The sequence below is a fragment of the Streptomyces sp. NPDC029296 genome, assembly GCF_055569255.1.
Genome location: NZ_JBVHXT010000070.1, coordinates 1 through 21,923, shown reverse-complemented (window position 1 = coordinate 21,923; position 21,923 = coordinate 1). Strand labels below are relative to the sequence as shown.

Annotated in this window: 18 protein-coding genes; 12 read left to right on the top strand and 6 right to left on the bottom strand. The window is 71.9% G+C overall.

What is annotated here, in order from left to right; translation table 11 throughout:
• Positions 1–44 precede the first annotated feature (44 nt).
• The 3 genes from ACZ4W9_RS38355 to ACZ4W9_RS38345 all read left to right on the top strand — a co-directional run bounded on the left by ACZ4W9_RS38355 (position 45) and on the right by ACZ4W9_RS38345 (position 2,524).
• Entirely contained in the window at positions 45–608 is a 564-nt protein-coding gene (locus tag ACZ4W9_RS38355) for a hypothetical protein (protein WP_467943862.1), read from the top strand.
• A gap of 115 nt (positions 609–723) precedes the next feature.
• Positions 724–1,479 (top strand): DUF5677 domain-containing protein, encoded by a 756-nt coding sequence (locus ACZ4W9_RS38350; RefSeq protein ID WP_467943861.1) that lies wholly within the window; start codon positions 724–726, stop codon positions 1,477–1,479.
• Between the two features lie 565 nt (positions 1,480–2,044).
• Positions 2,045–2,524 (top strand): GNAT family N-acetyltransferase, encoded by a 480-nt coding sequence (locus ACZ4W9_RS38345; RefSeq protein ID WP_467943860.1) that lies wholly within the window; start codon positions 2,045–2,047, stop codon positions 2,522–2,524.
• A gap of 85 nt (positions 2,525–2,609) precedes the next feature.
• Here the strand turns inward: ACZ4W9_RS38345 and ACZ4W9_RS38340 are convergent, their stop codons facing one another.
• The 3 genes from ACZ4W9_RS38340 to ACZ4W9_RS38330 form a co-directional block, all read right to left on the bottom strand.
• Positions 2,610–3,350 (bottom strand): class I SAM-dependent DNA methyltransferase, encoded by a 741-nt coding sequence (locus ACZ4W9_RS38340; protein WP_467943859.1) that lies wholly within the window; start codon positions 3,348–3,350, stop codon positions 2,610–2,612.
• A gap of 138 nt (positions 3,351–3,488) precedes the next feature.
• On the bottom strand, positions 3,489–5,819 hold the full coding sequence (locus ACZ4W9_RS38335) for a glycoside hydrolase family 9 protein (RefSeq protein ID WP_467943858.1): 2,331 nt from the start codon (positions 5,817–5,819) through the stop codon (positions 3,489–3,491).
• A 586-nt stretch (positions 5,820–6,405) separates the two neighbouring features.
• A complete protein-coding gene (locus ACZ4W9_RS38330) occupies positions 6,406–7,323 on the bottom strand; it encodes a carbohydrate ABC transporter permease (RefSeq protein WP_467943857.1) in 918 nt (305 codons plus the stop codon).
• Here ACZ4W9_RS38330 and ACZ4W9_RS38325 point away from each other — a divergent pair.
• The 5 genes from ACZ4W9_RS38325 to ACZ4W9_RS38305 all read left to right on the top strand — a co-directional run bounded on the left by ACZ4W9_RS38325 (position 7,278) and on the right by ACZ4W9_RS38305 (position 11,750).
• Positions 7,278–7,718 (top strand): RICIN domain-containing protein, encoded by a 441-nt coding sequence (locus ACZ4W9_RS38325; RefSeq protein WP_467943856.1) that lies wholly within the window; start codon positions 7,278–7,280, stop codon positions 7,716–7,718. The two genes, ACZ4W9_RS38330 and ACZ4W9_RS38325, sit on opposite strands and share 46 nt — an antisense overlap.
• 190 nt (positions 7,719–7,908) lie before the next feature.
• On the top strand, positions 7,909–8,349 hold the full coding sequence (locus ACZ4W9_RS38320) for a DoxX family protein (protein ID WP_467943855.1): 441 nt from the start codon (positions 7,909–7,911) through the stop codon (positions 8,347–8,349).
• A gap of 93 nt (positions 8,350–8,442) precedes the next feature.
• Complete coding sequence (locus tag ACZ4W9_RS38315) at positions 8,443–9,099, top strand: lytic polysaccharide monooxygenase (RefSeq protein WP_467943854.1); 657 nt, start codon at positions 8,443–8,445, stop codon at positions 9,097–9,099.
• 282 nt (positions 9,100–9,381) lie between these two features.
• Positions 9,382–9,726 (top strand): effector-associated constant component EACC1, encoded by a 345-nt coding sequence (locus tag ACZ4W9_RS38310; protein WP_467943853.1) that lies wholly within the window; start codon positions 9,382–9,384, stop codon positions 9,724–9,726.
• Positions 9,723–11,750 (top strand): caspase, EACC1-associated type, encoded by a 2,028-nt coding sequence (locus ACZ4W9_RS38305; protein ID WP_467943852.1) that lies wholly within the window; start codon positions 9,723–9,725, stop codon positions 11,748–11,750. The genes ACZ4W9_RS38310 and ACZ4W9_RS38305 overlap by 4 nt, the downstream gene beginning before the upstream one ends.
• An 8-nt stretch (positions 11,751–11,758) precedes the next feature.
• Here the strand turns inward: ACZ4W9_RS38305 and ACZ4W9_RS38300 are convergent, their stop codons facing one another.
• On the bottom strand, positions 11,759–12,910 hold the full coding sequence (locus ACZ4W9_RS38300) for a Dyp-type peroxidase (protein WP_467943851.1): 1,152 nt from the start codon (positions 12,908–12,910) through the stop codon (positions 11,759–11,761).
• A gap of 82 nt (positions 12,911–12,992) precedes the next feature.
• Here ACZ4W9_RS38300 and ACZ4W9_RS38295 point away from each other — a divergent pair, with 82 nt between their 5' ends.
• On the top strand, positions 12,993–14,336 hold the full coding sequence (locus tag ACZ4W9_RS38295; protein WP_467943850.1) for a right-handed parallel beta-helix repeat-containing protein: 1,344 nt from the start codon (positions 12,993–12,995) through the stop codon (positions 14,334–14,336).
• A gap of 7 nt (positions 14,337–14,343) precedes the next feature.
• On the opposite strand, the gene ACZ4W9_RS38290 is transcribed toward ACZ4W9_RS38295, so the two are convergent.
• Both ACZ4W9_RS38290 and ACZ4W9_RS38285 read right to left on the bottom strand, forming a co-directional pair.
• On the bottom strand, positions 14,344–15,021 hold the full coding sequence (locus ACZ4W9_RS38290) for a hypothetical protein (RefSeq protein WP_467943870.1): 678 nt from the start codon (positions 15,019–15,021) through the stop codon (positions 14,344–14,346).
• Positions 15,022–15,322: 301 nt separating this feature from the next.
• Positions 15,323–17,860 (bottom strand): SdrD B-like domain-containing protein, encoded by a 2,538-nt coding sequence (locus ACZ4W9_RS38285; protein ID WP_467943849.1) that lies wholly within the window; start codon positions 17,858–17,860, stop codon positions 15,323–15,325.
• A 489-nt stretch (positions 17,861–18,349) separates the two neighbouring features.
• Here ACZ4W9_RS38285 and ACZ4W9_RS38280 point away from each other — a divergent pair, with 489 nt between their 5' ends.
• The 3 genes from ACZ4W9_RS38280 to ACZ4W9_RS38270 are packed head-to-tail and all read left to right on the top strand — an operon-like array spanning position 18,350 to position 21,774.
• Positions 18,350–18,721 carry a hypothetical protein gene (locus ACZ4W9_RS38280; RefSeq protein ID WP_467943848.1) on the top strand — a complete coding sequence of 124 codons (372 nt, stop codon included), beginning with the start codon at positions 18,350–18,352 and terminating at the stop codon, positions 18,719–18,721.
• 28 nt (positions 18,722–18,749) lie between these two features.
• Positions 18,750–20,504 (top strand): sodium/solute symporter, encoded by a 1,755-nt coding sequence (locus ACZ4W9_RS38275; RefSeq protein ID WP_467943847.1) that lies wholly within the window; start codon positions 18,750–18,752, stop codon positions 20,502–20,504.
• 43 nt (positions 20,505–20,547) lie between these two features.
• On the top strand, positions 20,548–21,774 hold the full coding sequence (locus tag ACZ4W9_RS38270; protein WP_467943846.1) for a sensor histidine kinase: 1,227 nt from the start codon (positions 20,548–20,550) through the stop codon (positions 21,772–21,774).
• Positions 21,775–21,923: the final 149 nt, after the last annotated feature.

Here is a 21,923-nt window from a genome sequence, read left to right as displayed (position 1 = left end):
TTCAATGGCGCACCCCGCCTCACCCTCCGGCTCACCGAGGAATGATGACCCACTTCGAGCACTTCAAGGCATGGCATCTGCGGTGTGTGGAGGAGTTGGGCGCCGCCCGGGCCACCGACATGGGCGCCGACGAATACCGCTCCTGGGCCTATACCGTCTTCAGCCGCCATGGCGAACTGCCGCCCGTGGCCTTCGGCGCGCTGCTGCACGCGCGCCGGGTTCGGCTGATCGAGCGCGCGTTGGACATCCTGGCGGAGCACGGCACCCGGGACGGTGGGCCGGTCGATGTTCCCCGGCCCTGGGCCGAAGACCCCGGCGAGGTGTTTCCGCTGGGTAGCGCCACGGTGGGCGGTGAACTCGTCGACTCCTTCACATGGCAGGAGATCGTTGTCTGTGTGGCACGCGGAGTGCAGGCGCATGTCGCCGAGGTTCGCGAAGAGCTCTGGCCGGTCTGCCCGGAGCACGGCCGGGGACTGCACCCCGGTCCGGCACAGGGGCGGGCCGCCTGGTGGTGTCTGGCCACCGATCACGTCGTGGCCTGGGTCCTCGACCCGGATCCGCTCCCCGGCACCAGCGCCTCCCGGTGTCCAGTGCCGGGAGTCGTGTAGTTCGGCCCGGGCCCGATAGGCGCACGCGAGTGGCCAGGAGGGCCAACGACCTCATTCCTCGACCGCTATCGGAAACCTCGTAGCGGCGGCGGCGTCGGTTCGCGATGATGACGCGGTGACTGAACCTGACCCGAGGGATGGGCTGATCCGTCTCGAAAACCTGATCTCCGGCGATTTTCACCAGCGCGTCGACCCTATGAACCGAGCGGCAGTCATCGGCTGGGGACTCTTCTTCAATGTGGCGCATCAGGTCCGTGCGATCCTGACCCTGCACACGGCCGGCGCGTGTGGGGCGGCATCGCCCAACCGGCGGAGCGCTCTCGAGTACGCGATCACACTGCGGTGGTGTGCCGATCAAGGCGACCGGATAGGTGACATCTACAACCGTAAGCTCCGCGGCGATCAGATCCAGCTCGCGAAGGCTTTGAAGGCGGATGGGACAAAGGACCGCTACAAGGACGCTTACAAGGTCATGGCGGAGACCGTAGAGGTGGTCAACAAGACCATCCCTGCGGATCCGAACGAACGTCTGGCGAAGATCGAAACCCTGATCAAGGGCTACGGCCTGACCAATGTGTGGAGCTTCTACACGGTCGAGTCCCGCTTCACGCACCCGACGCTCACCGGCGCCCAGATGTTCTTCCGGGACACCGGCGAGGGTTCCTTCGAGGTCAGTCAGAATCCGATCCACGAGGAGTTGGTGCAGTGTCCCCTGTACTGCCTGTGGATCTTCCACTTCGCCATGCTGGCATTCAATGAGGTGCTTCGTGACAAGCCGTGGACAGCCGAGCTTGAGCAGGTAGCCAAGGAGTACGGCCTCTCGACGGTGCTCCCGCAGTGGAAAGGCCCCGGCGACTTGCACGGGCAGTGAGTCGGCCGCTGCCGGATGAACCGCGTATCGGCGTGACCAGGGCGGACTCGCGCACCTTGGCCACCGGCTCGTTCACGGCCACGCTGACCAGGCGTCCTGACCCCGCGCATCACGAACTCGTTGCCGTTCGCCTCGTAGAGGCGTCCGTTGTTCACACGCAGACCGGTGGCGGCGGCTTGCGCCTCGAACGCCATGAGGTGAGGACCTGACAGCCCGGTGTCCGGTTGTTTCATTCCCGGCGGTAGTCCGGACCGTGGGACACGGCGCCGATTCGGGGGCCGGGCCGTACGGGGAGATCCTCGGCCGTTCCGCAGACCCTGGAGCACGTCGGTCGGCAGCGGAGCCCGGGTACACGGGGTGGGCATGGCGCGGCCAGGCGGTTACCTCGCGAGGCCGGGATGTCGTCGCCGCGGGGTGTGCGGCGAGCAAGCGGAGAGGCCGAGCACGAAGTGCCTGGCGGGGACCGTCGGCCGGACGCCGGGCAGGGGCCATCGGAGCCAGCCCGCCCAGGCCGAGCGCCACCCGCCCCGTCATCCGGCGGGCACCCGCGTGTGAGACTCACAGCATGATCCGTACTGCGACCCCCGCCGACATCCCCGTCCTCCACACCCTGATCCGCGAGCTCGCCGAGTACGAAAAGGCACTCGACGAGGCCAGGGCGACGAAGGAGCAACTCGCCGAGGCCCTGTTCGGCGAGCGCCCGGCCGCCTACGCGCACGTGGCCGAGGACGCCGATGGTGAAGTCGTGGGCTTCGCCCTGTGGTTCCTCAACTTCTCCACTTGGCGGGGTGTGCACGGCATCTACCTGGAGGACCTGTACGTCCGCCCCGGAGCCCGCGGCGGCGGCCACGGCAAGGCCCTGCTGACGGAGCTCGCCCGCATCTGCGTCGCACGCGGTTACGAGCGCCTGGAATGGTCGGTACTGAACTGGAACCGTCCCGCGATCGACTTCTACGAGGCACTGGGCGCCCGCCCCCAGGACGAGTGGACGGTGTACCGGCTCACGGACGAAGCGCTGAACGCTCTGGGGCGCCTCGCCCTCTGACGCGCACTGATCTGCTGGCGCCGCCGGAACTCCCGGCAGAAGTGCAAGACGGGCACGGCCGACGTTGATGGCCCGGTGGCCGACCTCAGGACGGCTTGCGCCACACGGAGACGTGCTTCGTGGAGTCCTGGGTGAACGGGGACCCGTCCCAGTCCGCGACGCGGCGTTCCGGTTCGAGGCCGGCGATCCGCGCCATCAGGTCGAGCTCGGCCGGCCATGCGTAGCGGTGCCGGGAGTTGTCGCGGCGGTAGTGGCCGTCGTCGCCGTCGCGGGTGAAGTGGTGCGAGACGAGCATCTGCTCGACCAGGTCGAAGGTGTCGAAGCCGAGATGCTGCGGGGAGACGTCGAACGGCACCGCGACCTGGCCGGGCGGCAGGAGCCGCAGCGGCGGCACGCCCAGCTCGATGACGAACCGACCGCCGGGCTCCAGATGCCGTGCGGCGTTGCGGAAGCACTCGACCTGCTCGTCCTGCGTCAGCAGGTTCGTGATGGTGTTGTAGACGAGGTAGACCAGGGTGAACCGTCCGGGGACGACGGTGGTGGCCATGTCCCCGATGGCCACCGGGAGGGTGTCCTCGTCGACCTTGCGCCGCAGCACCGCTGCCATGTGCTCGGACAATTCGATGCCCACCACCGGCACGCCGCGTTCCCTGAGGGGGACTCCCACCCGTCCGGTTCCGATGGCGAACTCCAGCGCCCGGCCCTCTCCGGCGAGCTCGGCGAGGAAGGCGAGGGCCGGTCCGAGAGCGGCGGCCGAGGAGGCTTCGGCCTCCTCGGCGTCGTAGCGGTCGGCGGTCGCGCGGGTCCACAGTTCACTGCTCGTCACGGCTGGCCACTGTGCCGGGTGCCGAGGGTTGCTGTCGACGCATTTAAGTTCTCCGCGGCACGGCGTGCACCGCCCACGACTCGTCGTCGCCTTGCCAGGGCTTCGGCCGAACCCTGGCCGGCGCCGACGAACCGCCGGTCAGCCGCAGTCCTCCCCGTTCAATGTGAAGGCCGCGGGTGTGCCGGCGGGGGTGCCCGTGCCCTGGAATCCGAAGCTCACGCTGGACCCCGGCGGGATCGCGGCGTTGTGCGCGACGTTCGCGGCGGTGACGTCGGGTCCGGCCTGCGAGACCGTGGCGTTCCAGGCGTTCGTCACCTTCTCGGCGCCCTTGAACGAGAACCCGAGCCGCCAGCCGTTGACCGCTGCCGCGCCGGTGTTCCGCACACCGACATCGGCGGTGAAGCCACCGTTCCAGGTGCTGGTGACGGTGTAGGTCACGGCGCACTGGGCCGAGGGGGACGTCGGAGTGGGCGTGGGTGTGGGCGTCGGAGTAGGTGTGGGCGTAGGAGTAGGAGTAGGAGTAGGAGTAGGTGTGGGCGTCGGCGTGGTGCCGTCGGGTTCCGCCCCCCACTGCGTGTCCGGGCCCTCCGCCAGCACGATGTGCGGCGCGTCCACGGGCGTACTGCCCGGCGTCGTCGGGATCCCCTGGTAGGACCAGTCGTCCGCGGGGTTCCACGCCCCGGCCGAGGTGATGCGGAACTGCACCTCCTTCCGGTACGCCGACTGGCCCGCCGGAGCGATCACCGCGTTGGAGCAGTCCACGGTGACGAAGTAGACGTCGCCCTCGAAGTGCGTCGGACCGGTCACCTTGCCACACTGGTTGTAGTTGGTGGTGGTGCTGATCCGGTCGGGCGTGACCCCGCCGTCGAGGGTGAAGTAGTAGCGCAGGGAAGCGTGTGTCAGCGCGCGTGCGGGCCACGCCGACTTGTTGACCAGGTACGCCTTGATCTCGGTGAAGCCGGGACCCGAGGCGTTCACGGACGCCTGGACCGAGATCTCCGGGCCGTCCGGTTTCTCGGCCTGGGGGAAGCCGGCGAGCGGGCTGCCGCCGTACTCGGCGTACAGACGGGCCAGCGCACCCGTGAAGGCCGCGTTGTAGTCGGTGGCCACCTCGTTGTTCACGTAGTTGGACCGGTCGTCGGTGTACGCGTCGTCCGCCGCGCTCGGCCCGCCGACCAGCGCGCCGTACAGGACGTGCCGGTTGTCCACCGGATTGGTGAGCTGGTCGGTCCACGAGCCGTGAGCGGTCCGGTGGTGCGGCTTCGTCGGCGGGTTCGCGCCGAAGCCGACGACGTAACTGGACTTGCGCGGGTTGTCGCCGAGGGCGTAGTCGATCTGCCGGACCGCGAAGTCGTGGTAGCGGGCCTTGCGCACCGGGTCGCCGGTCAGCCAGTCGGCGTACGACAGCGCGGCGAACGCGGTGTTGGCGGCGTATCGCAGCGATCCCCAGCTGTCGAGGACCGCCTGCCCGCCGGGCGAGTAGCGCACCTTGGTCCCGTTGACCCCGACCGTCCACCAGTCCAGCCACCGGTTGGCGTCGTCGACGTACCGCTGCTTGCCGGTGAGCTGGGCGAGGAGCACGTACGAGCCGTAGGAGGTGTCGTCCCAGGAGAGCGTCCAGCGGTAGGAGCGGGTGGTCGTCTGGGGCTCGGTCGACAGCTTGTCGTAGGCCGATTCGGCCTTCGCCAGGTACGCGGGGTCACCGGTCGCCTTGTACAGCCAGACGGCGCCCCAGACCAGCTCGTCGTTGTAGCCGCTCCAGGAGTTGTAGTACGCCTGCGCGTCGGTGATGCAGTCGCTGTACTTGCCGCGGTAGGCGTCGGCGAACGCGTACAACTGCTTGGCGTGGGTGAGCAGCTTGCTCGCGTACGCCGGGTCGCTGTCGGCGAACACCATGGAGGACGACGCCATGGCCGCGGCGGTCTGGCCCGCCAGGTCGGAGCCCGGGCAGGAAGCGTCGATCTTGTACGCGGGCCGTGCCATCGGCATGACCTCGGCCGGCCCCCACCACTTGTGGTCGTCGGCGCCGTTGCCCACCTGGCCGTACAGCACGTTCGCGGACGGGTGCGCCTTGATGAAGTAGTCGTTGACGAAGCGCAGGTTGTCCTGGAGGTACCGGAGCTGGCCGGAGGCGGCGTAGGCGGACTTCTGCTCGACGCCGCCCCAGGCGAGCAGGGTGGCGGAAAAGGCCATGGGCAGGCCGAACTTGACGTGGTCGCCGGCGTCGTACCATCCGCCGGTCAGATCGAGGCCGGCGTCCTTGCCGTCGCCGAGGGCGGAGTCGCCGCGCCAGGAGACGCGGTTGCCGTCCGGGAGCTTCCCCGACCGCTGCGCGTCGTAGAACCAGAGCGACTTCTGGAGCGCCTCGCCGTAGTTGAAGGCGGTCGGCGCCGCGGAGGAGGGGCTGGAAGCGGCCGAGGGCAGCAGGAGGCCGGCGATGACGGCGGCCGCGGCTCCCCACGCACTCACCAGTCGGGAGCGTCGGACACCGGCCGGGGCCGCCGCCGGGCAGGTCTCGGGAGCCGCCGCGGGGGGCGCGGAGCGTCTTCGGGAGGTGAGGAAGGAGAGCGGGCGCAACGGACGTTCCTTCCGTGCGGTGGGAGGGGGAGGTCGTGCTGCGGCGCGGTGGTTCGGGGTGTGGAGGCAGGAATGCATGGGAGCGCTCCCAGTCACTGGTTCATGAAGCCAGCGCGTCCATCAAGTGTCAATATCCCGCGCGTATTTCGTCAGGACGCAGCGTCGGCCGGACCGCGGGACTGGGACTGCCGGAAGACGACTCGGCCGGCCGTCGACCGGCGACCGGCCGGTTCCGAGGGCAGGGGCGTGTCTCGGCGGCCGGCGCGGGGGGACTCGACGAGTGACTCGTCCTCCGTCGCGTCTCTGGTGGGCGAACGTTTCGGAGGCATTCGTGACCGGCCCTCGATCACTTCCGGGGACCGGTGGGGGACCCGCGTCCTTCGTCCGGTGCCAGCGGGTGGCGGGGCAGGGGCGGACCCCGGATCCGGCGGCGGGGCAGGGGCGAGCCGGATCCGGGGTGGCTGGTGGCCGCGTCGGTCTACTTCACGGCTCCCGCGGTGACGCCGCGGGTGAGGGAGCGCTGGAAGAGGAGGAAGAAGACGACCATGGGGATGACGCCGAGGAGGGCGGCGGCGCTCATGGCGGTGGGGTCGCTGGTGTACTGGCCCTGCATGACGGAGAGGCCGAGGGGGACCGTCTGGTTGTCGTTGGAGATGAGCAGGACGAGGGGGTAGAGGAACTCGTTCCAGCTCCAGACGAAGAAGAAGACGCACATCACCGACAGGGTGGGCCAGCTCATCGGCAGGATGATGCGCCACAGGATGGTCCAGCGGCCCGCGCCGTCGAGGGAGGCGGCTTCGATGAGTTCCTTGGGGAAGCCGGCGAAGACGGAGGAGAGCAGATAGGTGCCGAACGCGCTGTAGGTGACGCCGACCAGGAGGGTGTAGCCGAGTTTCCCGTCGTACAGCCCCATCTCCTTGAACAGGTAGTAGACGGGGTAGACCAGGCCCTCCTGCGGGAGGACGTTGACGCCGAGGAAGAAGACGAGGAAGGCGGTGCGCCAGCGGACGCGGCCGATGCCGATGGCGTAGGCGTTGAAGAGGGCAACGACGACGGCGATGAGGACGACGCCGAGGCTGATCTCGACGCTGTTGATCAGTTTGCGGGTGAAGTCGACGCGCTGCCAGACGTCGCCGATGATGCTCCAGTTCCAGTGCTCGGGCCAGGACAGCGAACCGTGGGAGCGGTAGTCGGCGCTGGTTTTGAAGGAGTTGAGCAGGATGATCGCGAACGGGGCGAGGAAGGCCAGGACGAAGACGGTGACGGCGGCCACGACGGCGTAGGAGCCGGGGCCGCGGCGTCCGCCGGCTGTCGGCCGCCTGCCGCGGCGGGGTGCCGCGTGGCCGGGGGGTGCCGTCTTCTCCGTGCGAGGCGGGGTGGTGGTGTCGGTGGTCATGGTCATCCGTCCTCACCGCCAAGCAGCTGGTCAACGCAGGCGGCAAGTGCGCCGAGGCCAAGGACGGCGCCGTCGCCAACGGCACCCCCGCGCAGCTGGGCACCTGCAACGGCGGCGACCGGCAGAAGTGGACCCTGAACGGCACCGAGCTGCGCGTGCTGGGCAAGTGCCTGGACGTCGAGGGCGGCTACACCGCCAACGGCACCAAGGCCCACCTGTGGGACTGCGGCGGCTACGACAGCCAGAAGTGGGCCTTCCAGTCGAACGGCACCCTGAAGAACCTCAGATCCGGACGCTGCCTCGACATCGAGAGGCAGAGCACAGCGGACGGAGCCCGGCTCCACCTGTGGGACTGCGGCGGCTGGAACAGCCAGAAGTGGTCCCTGACCAGCTGAACCGGCCGCGCCCCGCGCGACACGGCGTCCCCGCGACACCGTCCGGGCCCTGAGTCCGTACGGTCCCGATCGGCCGGCACCCCCGCTTGAGGGTGCGGGGGTGCCGGCCTCCCCGGGGCGGCCTGGCCGTGGCGTCCGTACCGGCGCCGCGGCAGGACGCTCACCCCACGCCTCACGGAAGGACACCTTCGTGCACCCCGACGTGAACAGCGCTCCCCTCGTCCTCGCGCTCCACCGGATCGTGACGGGCTTCCTGTTCGCCTGCCACGGCGCGGCCACCCTCTTCGGGGTCCTCGGCGGCCCCCGCGGACCGGCGCCGGCCGCCGGCCAGTGGCCGGGCTGGTGGGCGGCCGCGATACAGCTGGCCGGCGGGCTCCTCGTCGCCCTGGGAACCGGCACCCGCCCGGCGGCGTTCGTCTGCTCCGGGTCCATGGCCTACGCCTACTTCGTGCGGCACCAGCCCCACGCCCTGTTCCCCATCGAGAACGGCGGCGAGCCGGCCGCCCTGTTCTGCCGGGCCTTCCTGCTCATCACGGTCCTCGGCCCCGGCGCCTGGTCGGTGGACACGCTTCTCCGCCCCGCGACGGCACTCGCCCCGAGGCGAAAGGAGGTGAGCCGACCCGGCAGCTGAACCCGGACAGCACCCTCCCGATCACGCGCAAGGCTCGAACCGGCCGGCACCGCCGACCGGTGTCCTTCCCGAAACCACGGAGGAAGACCGACCATGAACCGCGTACCCGCGACCGCGTCCCGCCGCACCGCGCTGGGCGCCGCCGCCCTCGCCACCACCCTGCTGGGCCTGTTGGCCCAGGCGCCGACCGCCTCCGCCCACGGCACGGTCATCGCCCCCGAGACCCGCAACTACGGCTGCCTGCAGCGCTGGGGCTCCGGCGAGCCCGACGAGGCGCAGGACCCCATGTGCTACCGCACCTACCACGAGAACCCCAACGCGATCACCGCGTGGAAGGCCGTCTACGCCAACAACACCGGCGACAACTACCAGCAGGTCGTCCCCGACGGCCGGATCTGCAGCGCCGGCGGCCGGGGCGAGACCGACTACGGAGCGCTCGACCGCCCCGGACCGTGGATCACCACCGCGGTCGGCTCCGACTTTACCGTCGACCTCTACGACGAGGCACGGCACGGCGCCGACTGGCTGGAGGTCTACGTCACCAAGCAGGGCTTCGACCCGACCACCCAGCTCATCGGCTGGAACAACCTCGACCGGGTCGAGAAGACCGGCCGCTACCCCTACCAGGCGCACTACACCACCGACGTCAGCACCTCCGGCTACAGCGGACGCCACGTCGTGGTGACCGTCTGGAAGGCATCGCACATGGACCAGAAGTACTTCCTGTGCAGCGACGTCGACTTCGGCTGAACCACCCGGCCCGCACCGGGTGACACCCGCACACCGGCCCCGCGAACACACCGCGCAAGCGCTCCTCGCGGGGCCGTCCCGCATTCCCCCTCTTCGGCCCGGGCGGCAGTGGTCCGGCGGTTGATCGATCCGGCCGGGTCAACCGCGCTCGGTGCTCGGGCCGCTTCCCGTCGCAGGCGTATCCCTTCGCCCCCTCGGGAAGGAAGCAATGTGTCAACTGCACAGTGAGGGTGGGTACAGAGCGGTCCAACACGTCCGTAAGCGAGTCGGGGGAGCGATCGGATGGAGATCAGGTTCGAAGCGACGGGACCGGGGCGCGAGGAAGAACTGCTGTCCCTGTACGACTGGTTGGCGGCCGACCGTGCCCTGCGCGGCCGGGTCCGTGTGACCCGGGTCGCCGAGGCGGACGCGGGCCGCGGCCGCATGGGCCCGGGCCTTGACGCCGTACTCGCGGTGCTGTCCGCCGTGAGCAGTGTGGGGCAGTTGCAGTTGTCGTACCTCGCCTGGCGGCAGAGCACCAGGCCCCGGTCCACGGTCACCGTCGACATCACCGGAGCCGACCCCGACCGGGTGGCGGAGCTGCTGCGCGGGCTGGGCGCGGACGGCGACGACGAGGGCCCGCGGTGACGGCCGCCACCGGCGCCACGGGCACCCGGGGCGACGGCGAAGGAGCCGGCCGGATCGATCCGCAGCGGTCCGCCTGCGTCCTTATCGGCGTGGACGACTACACGCACCTGGACCCGCTGCGCAGTGTCCAGCGCAACCTGGTGGAGCTGCGCGCCGTGCTCACGGACCCGGAGATCTGGGGGATCCCCGCAGACCGCATACGCACGGTCCCCAACCCCGTGTCGGCGGCCGACCTGACCGGCGCGATCCGCGAGGTCGCCGAGCTGGCCACCGACACCCTGCTCGTCTACTACGCCGGACACGGGCTCGTCGACCGGCACGAACGGCAACTGCTGCTCACCTTGCCCGACTCCGACGAGGACCGTCCGGAGACCTGCACCCGCAGCGGTGACCTGCGCCGCACCATGCGCGACACCGGAGCCGCGCTGCGGCGCGTGCTGATACTGGACTGCTGCTACAGCGGCCAGATGCTGACGGAGATGACCGACGGCCGCAGACAGGACGTCGAGGTGGCTCTGGCGACACTGCACGACGTCGAGGGCTCGTACGTCCTGACCTCCGCGACCCGCGACCGTCCCTCCCACGCCCCCGACCCCAGACGCTGCACCGTGTTCACGGGCGCCCTGGTCGACGTCATGCGCCAGGGACTGCCGGACGGCCCGCGGATGCTGAGCCTCCACGACCTCTTCCGAGCCGTCAAGGAGCGGATCCTCGCGCTCCGCCCCGAGGTGCCGCAGACACCACAGGAGCAGGACCAGAACGGCGTCGGCGGGCTGCCGTTCGTCCGCAACGTCGCCGTGCTGCCGCCCTTGGTCGCGCCTTCTCCGCCGCCCCACGTCCCCACGCGCTGGGAGCGGATGCGGCCTCTCGTGCTGTCGCTGACGGCCGGTGCCGTCGGCCTCGCCCTCGGGCTGGCCGGCCCGCCCGCCGTCCGCTGGTGGCACGACACCCACCCGGCCCCCGCCGCCGGCCCCTGCACGGCCCCCGCGCCCTCCGATCCCGGCGCGCCCCGCGCGGTCCTGCTCGACCATTCCGACGCGCTGGACAAGAAGAACGTCGACTACGAGAAGATCGAGGGCCTGTCCGCCCTCGCCCTCGTGTCCCAGGGCGAGAACGTCAAGGCCCTCGCCCTCGCCGACAACTCCCCGGGCCGCATCTGGCCGCTCACCCTCGGATCCCCCTTCGATCTGGATCCCAGCGCCGACACGGCGCAGCCCCTGAGCCGCGCCGACGGCAAACCGTTCCCCGACTCCTGGTACGACGGCGAGGCCGTGGTCATCGAGAAGGGCGGCCGGACGATGCTGGTCGCCTCCGAGACCGGACCGGCCATCCGCCGCTTCGACATCGGCACCGGCCGGCAGATCGGCCCGGACCTTCCCATACCGGGCGGGCTGCGCTACTGGGCCAAGGGGTCCGCGCAGAACGGCCGCAGCATCGAGTCGCTGGCCGCCTCCCCGGACGGCCGCCACCTCTACGCCGGCTGGGAGGCACCACTGGCCCAGGACGGCGACCAGCGCGGCCGGGGCATCATCCGCATCCAGCGCTACACCGGCTCACCCGGCGGCACCTACCGGCCGGACCGTCAGTACGCGTTCCTGGCCGAGGACGGGATGTACCTGTCCGAGCTGAACGCCGTCGACAACGACGGGCACCTCCTCGCCCTGCAACGCCAGTACACCGCGGGTCTCGGCACCGCGATCCGGCTCGTCCAGCTCTCCCTGGCCCACGCCCGGGACGTCACCGGACTGACCTCTCTCTGGCACCAGCCGGCGAAGGTCTTCGCCGAGTACGAACCGGTCGTCGACCTCGCGACCTGCCCCACGGGCGGCCCCGGCGCGGTCGCCGTCCCCGCCTCCAACCCCCAGCACCCGCTACTCGACAACGTGGAGGGCATGGCCCTCGGCGACGCGTGGAAGTCCGGCCGGTACAAGGGATGGCACCCGCTGTACCTGGTCTCCGACGACAACGACAGCGACGACCAGATCACCCGCCTGTACGCGCTCGCCGTGAAGCTGCGCACCTGAACGGAAGGTCAGTGGAACAAGCCCGAGCCGAGGGGGCGCCGGTCGTCGAAGCCCGGGAGGACGAGGAAGGTCGCGCTGGCGGTGGTGGTGGTGAAACGGAGCAGTGCGTCGGAGCCGTCCATGTGGGCCAGCGTCTTCGTGAAGGTGCCCAGGTCGTTCTGGAAGCTGATGAAGAGCAGGCCGGGGACGGGCCCGTCGGTGCTGTAGGAACGGCGGAGCATGAGGCCGACGCCGACCACGCCCGGGTGGGCCCGGCGGATGTGGGCGTCGGCCGGGACGAGGTAGCGCCCGTCCGGTGTCTTGGCGCCCAGCACCGGGTCCGAGGCCACGGTTCCCCCGGACAGGGGCACGCCGGTGGCCCTGCGCCGGCCGAAGACCGCCTCCTGGCCGGCGACGGGAAGCGCGGCGAACCGCGCCAGGTCGAGTTCCATGTGCCGGACCACCGCGATCGTGCCGCCGGCCACCGGAGCCGGCCCGGACAGCCACAGGTGGCGCCGCTGTTCGGCCGTCGTGTGCGGGCCCACGATGCCGTCGATGAAACCGAGCAGGTTGCGGGGCGCGGAGACGCCCTCGCTCACGGGAACGTCCGGACCCCGGCGTCCGGACTGCCGCCAGCGTTCACGTACCCGGTCCCCGGCCTGCCGCAGCAGCGCGGTGGCGACGACCGGCAACAGCAAGGGGTCGCCGGCGCAGATCTGCAACAGCAGGTCCCCGCCGCGCGACCGCGGGGCGATCCGCTCGCGGGAGAACCGGGGGAGGTCCGCGGCGCCGGGCAGGGCGGGATCGGCCCCGCGCACCAGCCGCGGACCCACCCCGACCGTCACGGTGAGATCCCCCGGCGGCAGGCCCAGCAGGCGGGGGTCGGGCCCCGAGGTCAGGGCGTGCACGGCCCGGCCGAGTTCTGCCAGCAACGGGCCGACGGCCACGCCGTCACCGACATCGGCCACCACCGCCAGGAGGTTCGGCTGGGCCGGCTGCGGGAGCGTGACGCCCGCCTGATGGCGACCGGTCGCCGCGACCCCTGGGGCCGACGAGGGGGAGAAAGGCCGGTCCTGCCGGACCGCGGGCGACTCGCACCCGGCCGTGACCCCGGTGGCCGCCACGGCCCCGGTGGCCCCGATGAACGCGCGGCGGGACGGATGGGCTTCGGCTCGGCTCACGGTGCGAACAATGCCATATCCCTTCCGGCTTACGCGAGTTGACCGTCCCCGCGCCGGGGCCGCTCCGTGCCAGGATGGGGCCATGTCTCGTCTCCGTCTTCGCGGGATGGCCGCGTTATTGAGCACACTGGCATGCGTACTGGCGGCCTGCGGGTCCGGCGACGGCGGGGCGGCCGACGGCCGCCGGCCGTCCGGGACGCGTGTGACGATCAGAGTGCCGGGCGACGCCCCGACGATCTCGGCGGCGGTCTCCCTCGCCCACCCCGGTGACCTGGTACTGGTCGCGCCGGGCGTCTACCACGAGTCGGTGAGGGTCGCCACGCCGCGTGTCACCCTGCGCGGCGAGTCCCGGGACAAGGTCGTCGTCGACGGGCGGCTGCGGCAGCCGAACGGCATCGTCGTCTCCGCGCCCGGAGTGGCCGTGGAGAACCTGACCGTACGCAACAACACGCAGAACGGGGTCCTGGTCACCGGCTCGGCGAAGGCGGCGGCGGGCCTGCCGGGGCAGAGCGGCGGCTACGACACCGGCGACGAGCCCGTCACCTTCCTGAAGTCGTTCCTGGTCTCGTACGTGACCGCGACCCGCAACGGCCTGTACGGCATCTACGCGTTCTCCGCGCAGAACGGTGTCATCGAGCACTCGTACGCCTCGGGCGGGGCCGACTCGGGGATCTACGTCGGCCAGTGCAAGCCCTGCCGCGTCGTGGTGCGGGACAACATCGCCGAACTCAACGCGGTCGGTTACGAAGGCACCAACGCCGGCGGGGACATGTACGTGGTCGGCAACCGCCTGGCCGGCAACCGGGTCGGACTCACCACCAACTCCGACCACCAGGAGAAACTGCTCCCGCAGCGGGACGCCGTCATCGCGGGCAACCTGATCGCCGCCAACCAGCAGAGGGACACTCCCGAGCAGGCCGACGGCGGCTGGGGCACCGGCGCCGGCATCGACGGCGGCAGCGGCAACCGGTTCCTCCGCAACCGCGTCACCGGCAACGGCAACGCCGGGCTGGTGATCACCGCGACCGCCGACATCCCCCCGGTCGGCAACCGGATCGAGGACAACACGTTCAGCGGCAACGGCGTCGACGTCGGCTGGTCGTTCCCCACCGCCACGCGGGGACGGGGCAACTGCCTGCGCGGCAACGCACTGCGTACGACGGTGCCCGCCCGGCTCGCGGTCGGCGCGGCCTGCCCGCTTCCCGCCGGGTCACCGTCACCGGCCGGCACGTGGACGGCGCCGCGGGCACCCGGCGGCATCCCGTTCAGCGAGGTCGCCGCGCCCGGTCCGCAGCCGGAGTTCCCCCATGCCGCCGACGCGGGCCCCACCGCCGTCCCGGCCGTTCCGGACCTGCCGAGGACGGCGGACATCCCGCTGCCGCCCGTCTCCCTGCTCGCCGCGCACGCGCGGGTGCGGACGCCCTGAACGGCGGCTACCGGGCCGGGGTCAGGCCGGGCACCGGCTCGACGGGAACGTACGCGTGGGTGCCGAAGGCGATGACCACCGGCCGCGACTCGGACTCCACGCGGACGCGGACCCGGTACATGGTGCCGTCCGGGCCGATCCAGTAGCGCACGTTGCCCGCCGTACCCGAGCGGTCGGGGGAGGACGGCCCGGTCATGACGTCCACCCGGTGCCCGTCCACCCGGTCCCGCCCCCACCATAAGGCGCCGTTCTGCGGCAGCAGTTCGGCGTTGTCCGGCCGGTCGCTGCCGAGCTTGAGGGCGATGGCCAGCGAACTGTCCAGCGCGCTGCCGGACGACCGCAACGGACGGCGGTACCACCCCGAGCGGGGCGGCGACGCGGGGGCGTGCGCCGGGGCGTTCGCCATCGGGTGGACGAACACCGAGGTGGCCGTCCACTCGATCAGCCCGTCACTGGAGGTGCCGCGCCCGCTGCCGTGCACCACGCCGTACCCGAGTTTGCCCCGGTAGTCGACGGACCCGGTGACGGTCAGCTCCCCGGCGGTGCCCGGCACGGTGATCGTCACCGCGCGGCCCCGCGCCTCGTAGTTGCGGAACCGGGTGATCGCCAGCCGGTTCGCCTCCTCCGAGGTCAGTGCGCGCGGACCACCCGGGTCGGAGCCGCCGGTGAGGAGGAACGCGGCCACCGCGACCGCCGCCACGCCGACGGCGACTGCCACCCGGCGTGGCCACGGCCAACGACGCCGTACGGGCGCACGGCCCGGTGGGACTCGTCGGCTTCTCCCGCCGCGCACACGGTTCGACACTGGCACTTGGCTGGTTCGTCCTCTCGCTCATCACCCCGCCGCCCGGCCGCCGTGCGCGCGGGGCGGCACCCGGCGGTCCGGTGGCGGACGACGCCAGGGCCGGCCCTCGTGATCCGCCCGTCCGCGCCGTCCTCCGGATCACGGACGGGCGGATCACCGTGGTGCGGTCGGTGCGGTTCGTTCAGTGCAGCCGGGCGCGTCGGTTGCGGGCCACGAACGCGATGATCAGGCCCGCACCCACCAGCAGACCGGCGAGGCCGATCACCGTCGCCGTCCCGGACATGCCGGTGTTCGCCATCGAACCGCCCCCGTCGTCCCCACCGCCCGGGGCCGGGTTGGCCGGCGGCGCGGGTGACGGCGGCGTCGAGGCCGGCGGAGAAGCCGGCGGCGAACTCGGCGCAGGAGTCGGGGTCGGGGTGGGGGTCGGGGTCGGGGTCGGAGTGGGGCTCGGGGACTCCTTCGGGATGTACACCCCGGCGTCGATGGTGTGGTCGACGCCGCCCGGCTTGTCCGGGGCGGTGACGGGCGCGTAGCCGTTGCACAGCTCCCCGCTGGTCGGCGGGGTCACATTGGAGTCGTGCGCACGGTTGTCACCGGCCCGCGGGAGCGTGAACCGCAGCTCGCTCGCCGCGGGCTGCTCGGGCACCTGGCTGGTGTCCGCGGTGCACACGTCGAACTGCACCGTGTACTTCGCGCCGGGCGTCAGCTGGTACGCGGCGCCGACGCCACCGAAGTAGTACTCGCCGGCGGCGTTGGTCGTGGTCGTGGCGACCTGTTTGCCGTCGGCGTCCAGCAGGTTGATCGTCGCCCCCGGCAGCAGCACGTGCCCCGGGTCCTGGATCCCGTTGTGGTCGCCGTCGAACCACACGACGTTGCCGATCTGGATCGGCGCGTTCGCCGCCGCGTAGGCGATGTCACCGAGCCCGCCGGCCTTGCCGAACCCGCCTTGGTTCCCGCTGACGAACTGGAACCCGTTGGCGTCCGGGTTGTTGCCCGGGCCCTCGCCGGTCGTGATGTCGTAGTAACCGGTCCCGGAGGTCGCCACTTGGCGGACCGGATCGAACTCCGTGCTGACGACCCACTGCTGCTGCGGGATGTAGGCCACCGACCCCAGCGCGGTCTCCTGGTGCGCGCCGGCGAAGGAGTCGCCCGGGAAGTACTCGACGACATCGCTGGGCTGGCCGCCGTTGTTGGCGGGAGTGGCGTTGTTGGGGCAGTTGCCGGTGCCTTCCCACTGGTACTCACCGGTGGGAGTGGCGCAGACCATGGTGATGTCACCACCGGACATGCCGCTTTCGCGTGTTTCGCTCCCCGGGTGCGGGTTCAGCCCGTTCCAGCCGAGCACATCCATGAACCGGTCGCGGAAACCCAGGATCATCGAGCCGTCGCGGGCGAAGGCGAGGGAGGCCAGCTCCGGTTGCGGATCGATGAAGACGTTGCCCGATTTCCGGTCGTCCCACGTGTCCAGGCTGGTGTTCCACGGGTTCCAGTGCGTGGCGGTGTCGCCGGAACCGAAGACGCTGCCGCGTTCGTACGTGAGCGGGTGGCTCAGCACCGTGGTGAACCGCTTGCCGTCGAAGGTGGCGACGACGGCCTTCAGGTCCTCGCGGTCCTTCGTGCTCTCCGCACTGCACACGCCGCCGACGTACAGCGTGTTGTCGTGGGTCTGGAGCCCGAACGGCCGCCAGTCACCGCGGTTCGCGCATCCCGGGTCCGGGATCGGGACCGTCGACTTGGGTGCCGAGGTGGTGGCCCCTGTCGCGTCGAAGCTCACCAGGCTGCGGGTGCGCAGGTTCACCGCGTACAGCGTGGCGCCGTCCTCCGACAGGGCCAGGCCGCCGATGCTCTCCTTGCCCGGCGCGTCGGTGAACCCGCCGTCCCTGTTCATGTCGGCAGTGTCGTGCCGCGTCACCGCAGCGTCCGGCACCCGCGCGAACAGCTTCGGCGCACCCGAGCCGTCGACCGGCACCGTGTAGATCGCGCCGCCGCCCTGCGGCCCGTACGCGGCGTACCGGCGGGCGAACGCGCTCTGGAACAGCCGGGACCGGTTCGTGTCGTACGCCAGCCCGAACGTCGTGCCCACCTGGTCCTGCGTGGCGAGCGTGGTCGGGCACGCCGTATCGGTGGGACACGTGCCCCGGACCTTCGTCCCGAACGCCACCAGCGCCCGCTTGTCGGTGCCGCCCGGGCCGTTGTGGACCGGCACGAAGTACCGTGAGTCCGGCAGCGCGTAGTCGGCCGGATCCCACACCCCGGTCACCACCGCGGCGTTCTTCCCGTCCGACACGTCCACGAACGACGTGAAGCTGTCGAAGTGGTTCTCCGCCGTCGACGCGGGGGCCGGCCGCAGATGACCGCTGTACGGCGCCGGGACGCTGACGTCGACGCGGTACCGGCCGCCGTCGAGCGCGTTCGACCCCGGCACCACGACCTTCCCGGTGGCATCCGTGACACCGGTGACCGCGTGCCCGGCGGGGTCGGAGACCTTCACCCGCATGCCCCGCTGCGGCACGTCCATCGTCGTGTTGATCACGCCGGTGCCGAAGAAGTCGCGCAGTACCTCGACCGTCAGCGTGCCGTCGGCGGCCGCGGCGGTGGCCGGTCCGGTCGTCGCCCCGACGGCGGCGCCGGCCAGTAAGAGGGCGGACAGGCCCGTGCGCGCCAGCGGCTGAACAAGCCTCCTGGCCGCCCGGGGCGAGTCTCTGCCGACTCGGTTCATGGCATCACACTCCACACTTTCGTTGTCTTGGAACCGGGCAGGCAAAGAAAAACGGCCCACTGCTGTCGCGTGGGCCGCTTTACGATGACCGGTCGAGGATATTGCGGACGAGCGGTAAGCACCGCGGGACGGAAACGGCGAACAGGTGTTCAGATGCTCGGCAGGGGCCGCCTCGTTCCGTGTGTTTCCGCAGCTCAATCACGCTATCCTCGCCCCCACCGCCGACCCCGCCGACCGCCATCGCGAGCAGCGCGCGACATTCTATCCATGGGTGTCCCGACGCCACCAGCGGAACCGGGATTCACGAGAATCCCGGAGCGCCGGAGAATGGCGACCGCGAAATGCGGGCCACCGTACGGGATCCGGGCCGGGCAGGACCCCGGGCCGGGCACCGCCGGCCGACCGGCCCCGGCGGGTGGCTGTCCCTCCGGACCGGCGGTGCGTACACTCCACTGCGACGTGTGATCTTCGCGGGCCGGAGGGCGCGGCATGGGTGGACCCGGGACTCCCCGACGTGAAGTGGTCACGGGGGTGTCGCGGACGGCCCGGCCGGCTCACGGCCCGGTGCGTCCCGTACCGGCGCGTCCCGGGGACGGCGCCGCGCCGAAAGATCTGATACGCCGTCAATTCCGGCTGGCGCTGGCCGTCTTCGCGGTGCTCGTCGGCGTCGTCGGGGTGCTGCCCCTCGTGTTCGCGGCCCTGCCCGACCCGGCGGTCCGGCCGGGGAGCGCGCTGGTGGTGTGGGCCGTTCTCGGGGTCGGTGTCTACCCGCTGCTCGTCGTCGTCGGCCGGTGGTACGTCCTGCGCGCCGAGCGCAACGAACGGGACACGGCGGACGGGGACGAAGGGATGCGGCGGTGACCGGCGCCGGGGCCTGCGGGGCCGCCGGGTGAGCCAGGCGTACGGCATCGTGGCCGTGTCGGCGGCGGTCCTGGCGACCCTGGTGATCGGCTCGGCGGGACTGCGCGTCTCCCGCACCACGTCCGACTTCTACGTCGCCTCCCGTACCGTCCCGCCGTACCTCAACGCCATGGCCGTCAGCGGGGAGTACCTCTCGGCGGCCTCCTTCCTCGGCATCGCCGGACTCGTCGCCGCCGAGGGCGTCCAGATGCTCTGGTTCCCCGTCGGCTACGCGGCCGGCTACCTCGTCCTGCTCGCGTTCGTCGCCGCCCCGCTGCGCCGCTCCGGCGCCTACACGCTGCCCGACTTCGCCGACTCCCGGCTCGAGTCCACGGCCGCCCGGCGCGTCGCCGGCGTCCTCGTCGTCGGCGTCGGCTGGCTCTACCTGCTGCCCCAGCTCCAGGGCGCGGGCCTCACCCTCGGGCTGGTCACCGGCGCGCCGCACTGGCTCGGCGCCGTCCTCGTCGCCGTCGTCGTCACCCTGGCCGTGGCCGCCGGCGGCATGCGCGGCATCACCTTCGTCCAGGCGTTCCAGTACTGCCTGAAACTGACCGCCCTCCTCGTGCCCGCGGTCTTCCTGCTGCTCGCCTGGCACGGCGACCCGCGTCCCGCCAGCGCCGTGGCGGAGCCGCCGACCTTCCGCCGGCACACCGAGGTCACCGTCGACGGCACCGTACGGCTCCGGATCGAGGCACCGCTGCGGGCCGTCGCCACCGGCACCGTGGACGGCAGGGGCTACGACGGCGGACCGCTGGTGCTGGACCCCGGCGTGCACGAGATCCGGGCCGGGACCACGCTGCGGTTCCCGCCCCGGACGCCGGTGCCCGAGCGCGTGCCCGGCGACGGCCCGGAGGGCGGCGCCGCCGGCTGGGCCGCGCCGCTGTCCGGCGGCGGGGAGGAGCACCCCCTGTATGCCACGTACGGGCTGATATGCGCCACGTTCCTCGGCACCATGGGGCTGCCCCACGTCCTCGTCCGCTTCTACACCAACCCCGACGGCCGCGCCGCCCGGCGCACCACCGTGATCGTGCTCGCCCTCGTCGGCGGCTTCTACCTGCTGCCGCCCCTCTACGGCCTCCTCGGCCGGCTCTACGCCCCCGACCTGCTGCTCACCGGAGACACCGACGCCGCCGTCCTCGTCCTGCCCGAGCGGCTGATCGGCGGCACCACCGGTGATCTGCTCGGCGCGCTGATCGCCGCCGGCGCCTGCGCGGCCTTCCTGTCCACCGCCTCCGGGCTCATCCTGTCCGTCGCGGGCGTGCTCAGCCAGGACGTGCTGCCCTCGCTCGGCGTCCGCCGCTTCCGGCTCGCCACGCTGCTGGCGGTGGCCGTGCCCGGCACGGTGAGCGTGGCCGCCGGGCAGCTCCCCGTCGCCAGCGCCGTGGGACTCGCCTTCGCCGTGGCCGCCTCCTCCTTCTGCCCGCTGCTGATGCTCGGCATCTGGTGGCGCGGACTGACCCCGCCCGGCGCGATCGCGGGGCTCCTCGCCGGCGGCGGCGGCGCCCTGACCGCCGTCACCCTGACCATCGCCGGGCCGCCCGTGCGGGGCTGGGCGCACTCCCTGCTCGCCTGGCCCGCCGTGTGGTCCGTCCCGCTGGGCTTCCTGACCATGATCCTGGTGTCCCTGGCCACCCGGGACCGCGTCCCGGCCGGCACCGAGGCCGCCATGGCCCGCCTCCACCTGCCCGAACGCCCGGCCGACCGGGGCGTGCCCACCACCCGCCGAGGAGTGAGGACACCATGACGACGCACCGCCGCCGGTGGTCCGAGGCCCCCGGCACGCCCCGGTGAACGGCCTCGCCCTGCTCGCCGCCGGTGCCCCGCTGCTGTTCGCCGCGGGCCTCGCCACCGGGTGCCTGCTGGCCCGCCGCGCCGACCGGGACGCCGCGGACCCCGGCACCCCCGTGGAGCGCGCCACCTTCCGCACCCTGCACACCGCCTCCGTGGCCGCGCCCCCGCTGCGTGCCGGACTCACCCCGGACGCGGCCCGCAAGGCGGTACGCGGACTGCGGCCGCTGTTCGGCACGGCCGCGCTCGCCCTCACCGCCGAGGACCGGCTGCTGGCCTGGGAAGGACCGGGCCGGCACCACACGGACACGGCTTTGGAGCGGGTCCGCCAGGTGCGGGACACCGGCCGGGCGCAGACCTTCGCCGTCGGCTGCCCGGACCCGGACTGCCCGGTGCGCTGGGGCGCCGCCGCGCCGCTCACCGTGGACCGGCGCGTGCTCGGCGCCCTCGTCGTGCTCGGGGCCGGGGAGCCGGGGTCCGGGGCGCGGGCCACGGAGGAGGTGGCGCGCTGGGTCTCCGCCCAGCTCGAACTCGCCGACCTCGACCGGGCCCGTACCGGGCTGATCGAAGCGGAGATCCGCGCGCTGCGGGCGCAGATCTCCCCGCACTTCGTCTACAACTCCCTCGCGGCGATCGCGTCCTTCGTCCGTACCGACCCCGAGCGGGCCCGTGATCTGCTGCTGGAGTTCGCCGACTTCGCCCGCTACTCCTTCCGCCGCCACGGCGCGTTCACCACCCTCGCCGAGGAACTGCGCGCCGTCGAGCAGTTCCTGGAGCTGGTCCGCGCCCGGTTCGGGCAGCGGCTGGAGGTCACCCTGCGGATCGCCCCCGAGGTACTGCCGGTGGCGGTTCCCTTCCTGTGCCTGCAGCCCCTGGTGGAGAACGCGGTCAAGCACGGGCTGGAGGAGAGCGCCGAGCGCGGCCGGATCACGATCACCGCGCGGGACGAGGGGGCGACGGCCCGGATCGTCGTCGAGGACGACGGCGTCGGCATGGAGCCGGACCGGCTCCGCGGGATCCTGCGCGACGGGGACGCACCGACGGCGGGCATCGGGCTGCGCAACGTGGACGAGCGGCTGCGCCAGGTCTACGGCGACGAGCACGGCCTGGTGATCGAGACCGGCGTCGGAGCCGGGATGAAGATCACCATCCGGGTCCCGAAATACCGGCCCGGAGTACACCCCGCGCCGCCCCCCGGCCCGGCGCCTGCGGCACAGCGCCCCTAGCACTGCAACGGTGTTTGTGCTGAGTGCTGGGCAGTTTTCAGGGGCTGTGTCCGTGTCGTTTGTAGTGGCTGATGCGGGCTTGATACTGGCGTCGTCGGCGCCAGGTCGACCAGTGCAGCACGTGGCCAATCGGGGTGGGCCGGCGGTCG

Excerpts from the sequence above, each read along its gene's own strand:
- ACZ4W9_RS38355 (WP_467943862.1), top strand. The coding sequence starts at position 45 with ATGACCCACTTCGAGCACTTCAAGGCATGGCATCTGCGGTGTGTGGAG.
- ACZ4W9_RS38345 (WP_467943860.1), top strand. The coding sequence starts at position 2,045 with ATGATCCGTACTGCGACCCCCGCCGACATCCCCGTCCTCCACACCCTG.
- ACZ4W9_RS38330 (WP_467943857.1), bottom strand. The coding sequence starts at position 7,323 with ATGACCACCGACACCACCACCCCGCCTCGCACGGAGAAGACGGCACCC.
- ACZ4W9_RS38315 (WP_467943854.1), top strand. The coding sequence starts at position 8,443 with ATGAACCGCGTACCCGCGACCGCGTCCCGCCGCACCGCGCTGGGCGCC.
- ACZ4W9_RS38310 (WP_467943853.1), top strand. The coding sequence starts at position 9,382 with ATGGAGATCAGGTTCGAAGCGACGGGACCGGGGCGCGAGGAAGAACTG.
- ACZ4W9_RS38295 (WP_467943850.1), top strand. The coding sequence starts at position 12,993 with ATGTCTCGTCTCCGTCTTCGCGGGATGGCCGCGTTATTGAGCACACTG.
- ACZ4W9_RS38285 (WP_467943849.1), bottom strand. The coding sequence starts at position 17,860 with ATGAACCGAGTCGGCAGAGACTCGCCCCGGGCGGCCAGGAGGCTTGTT.
- ACZ4W9_RS38280 (WP_467943848.1), top strand. The coding sequence starts at position 18,350 with ATGGGTGGACCCGGGACTCCCCGACGTGAAGTGGTCACGGGGGTGTCG.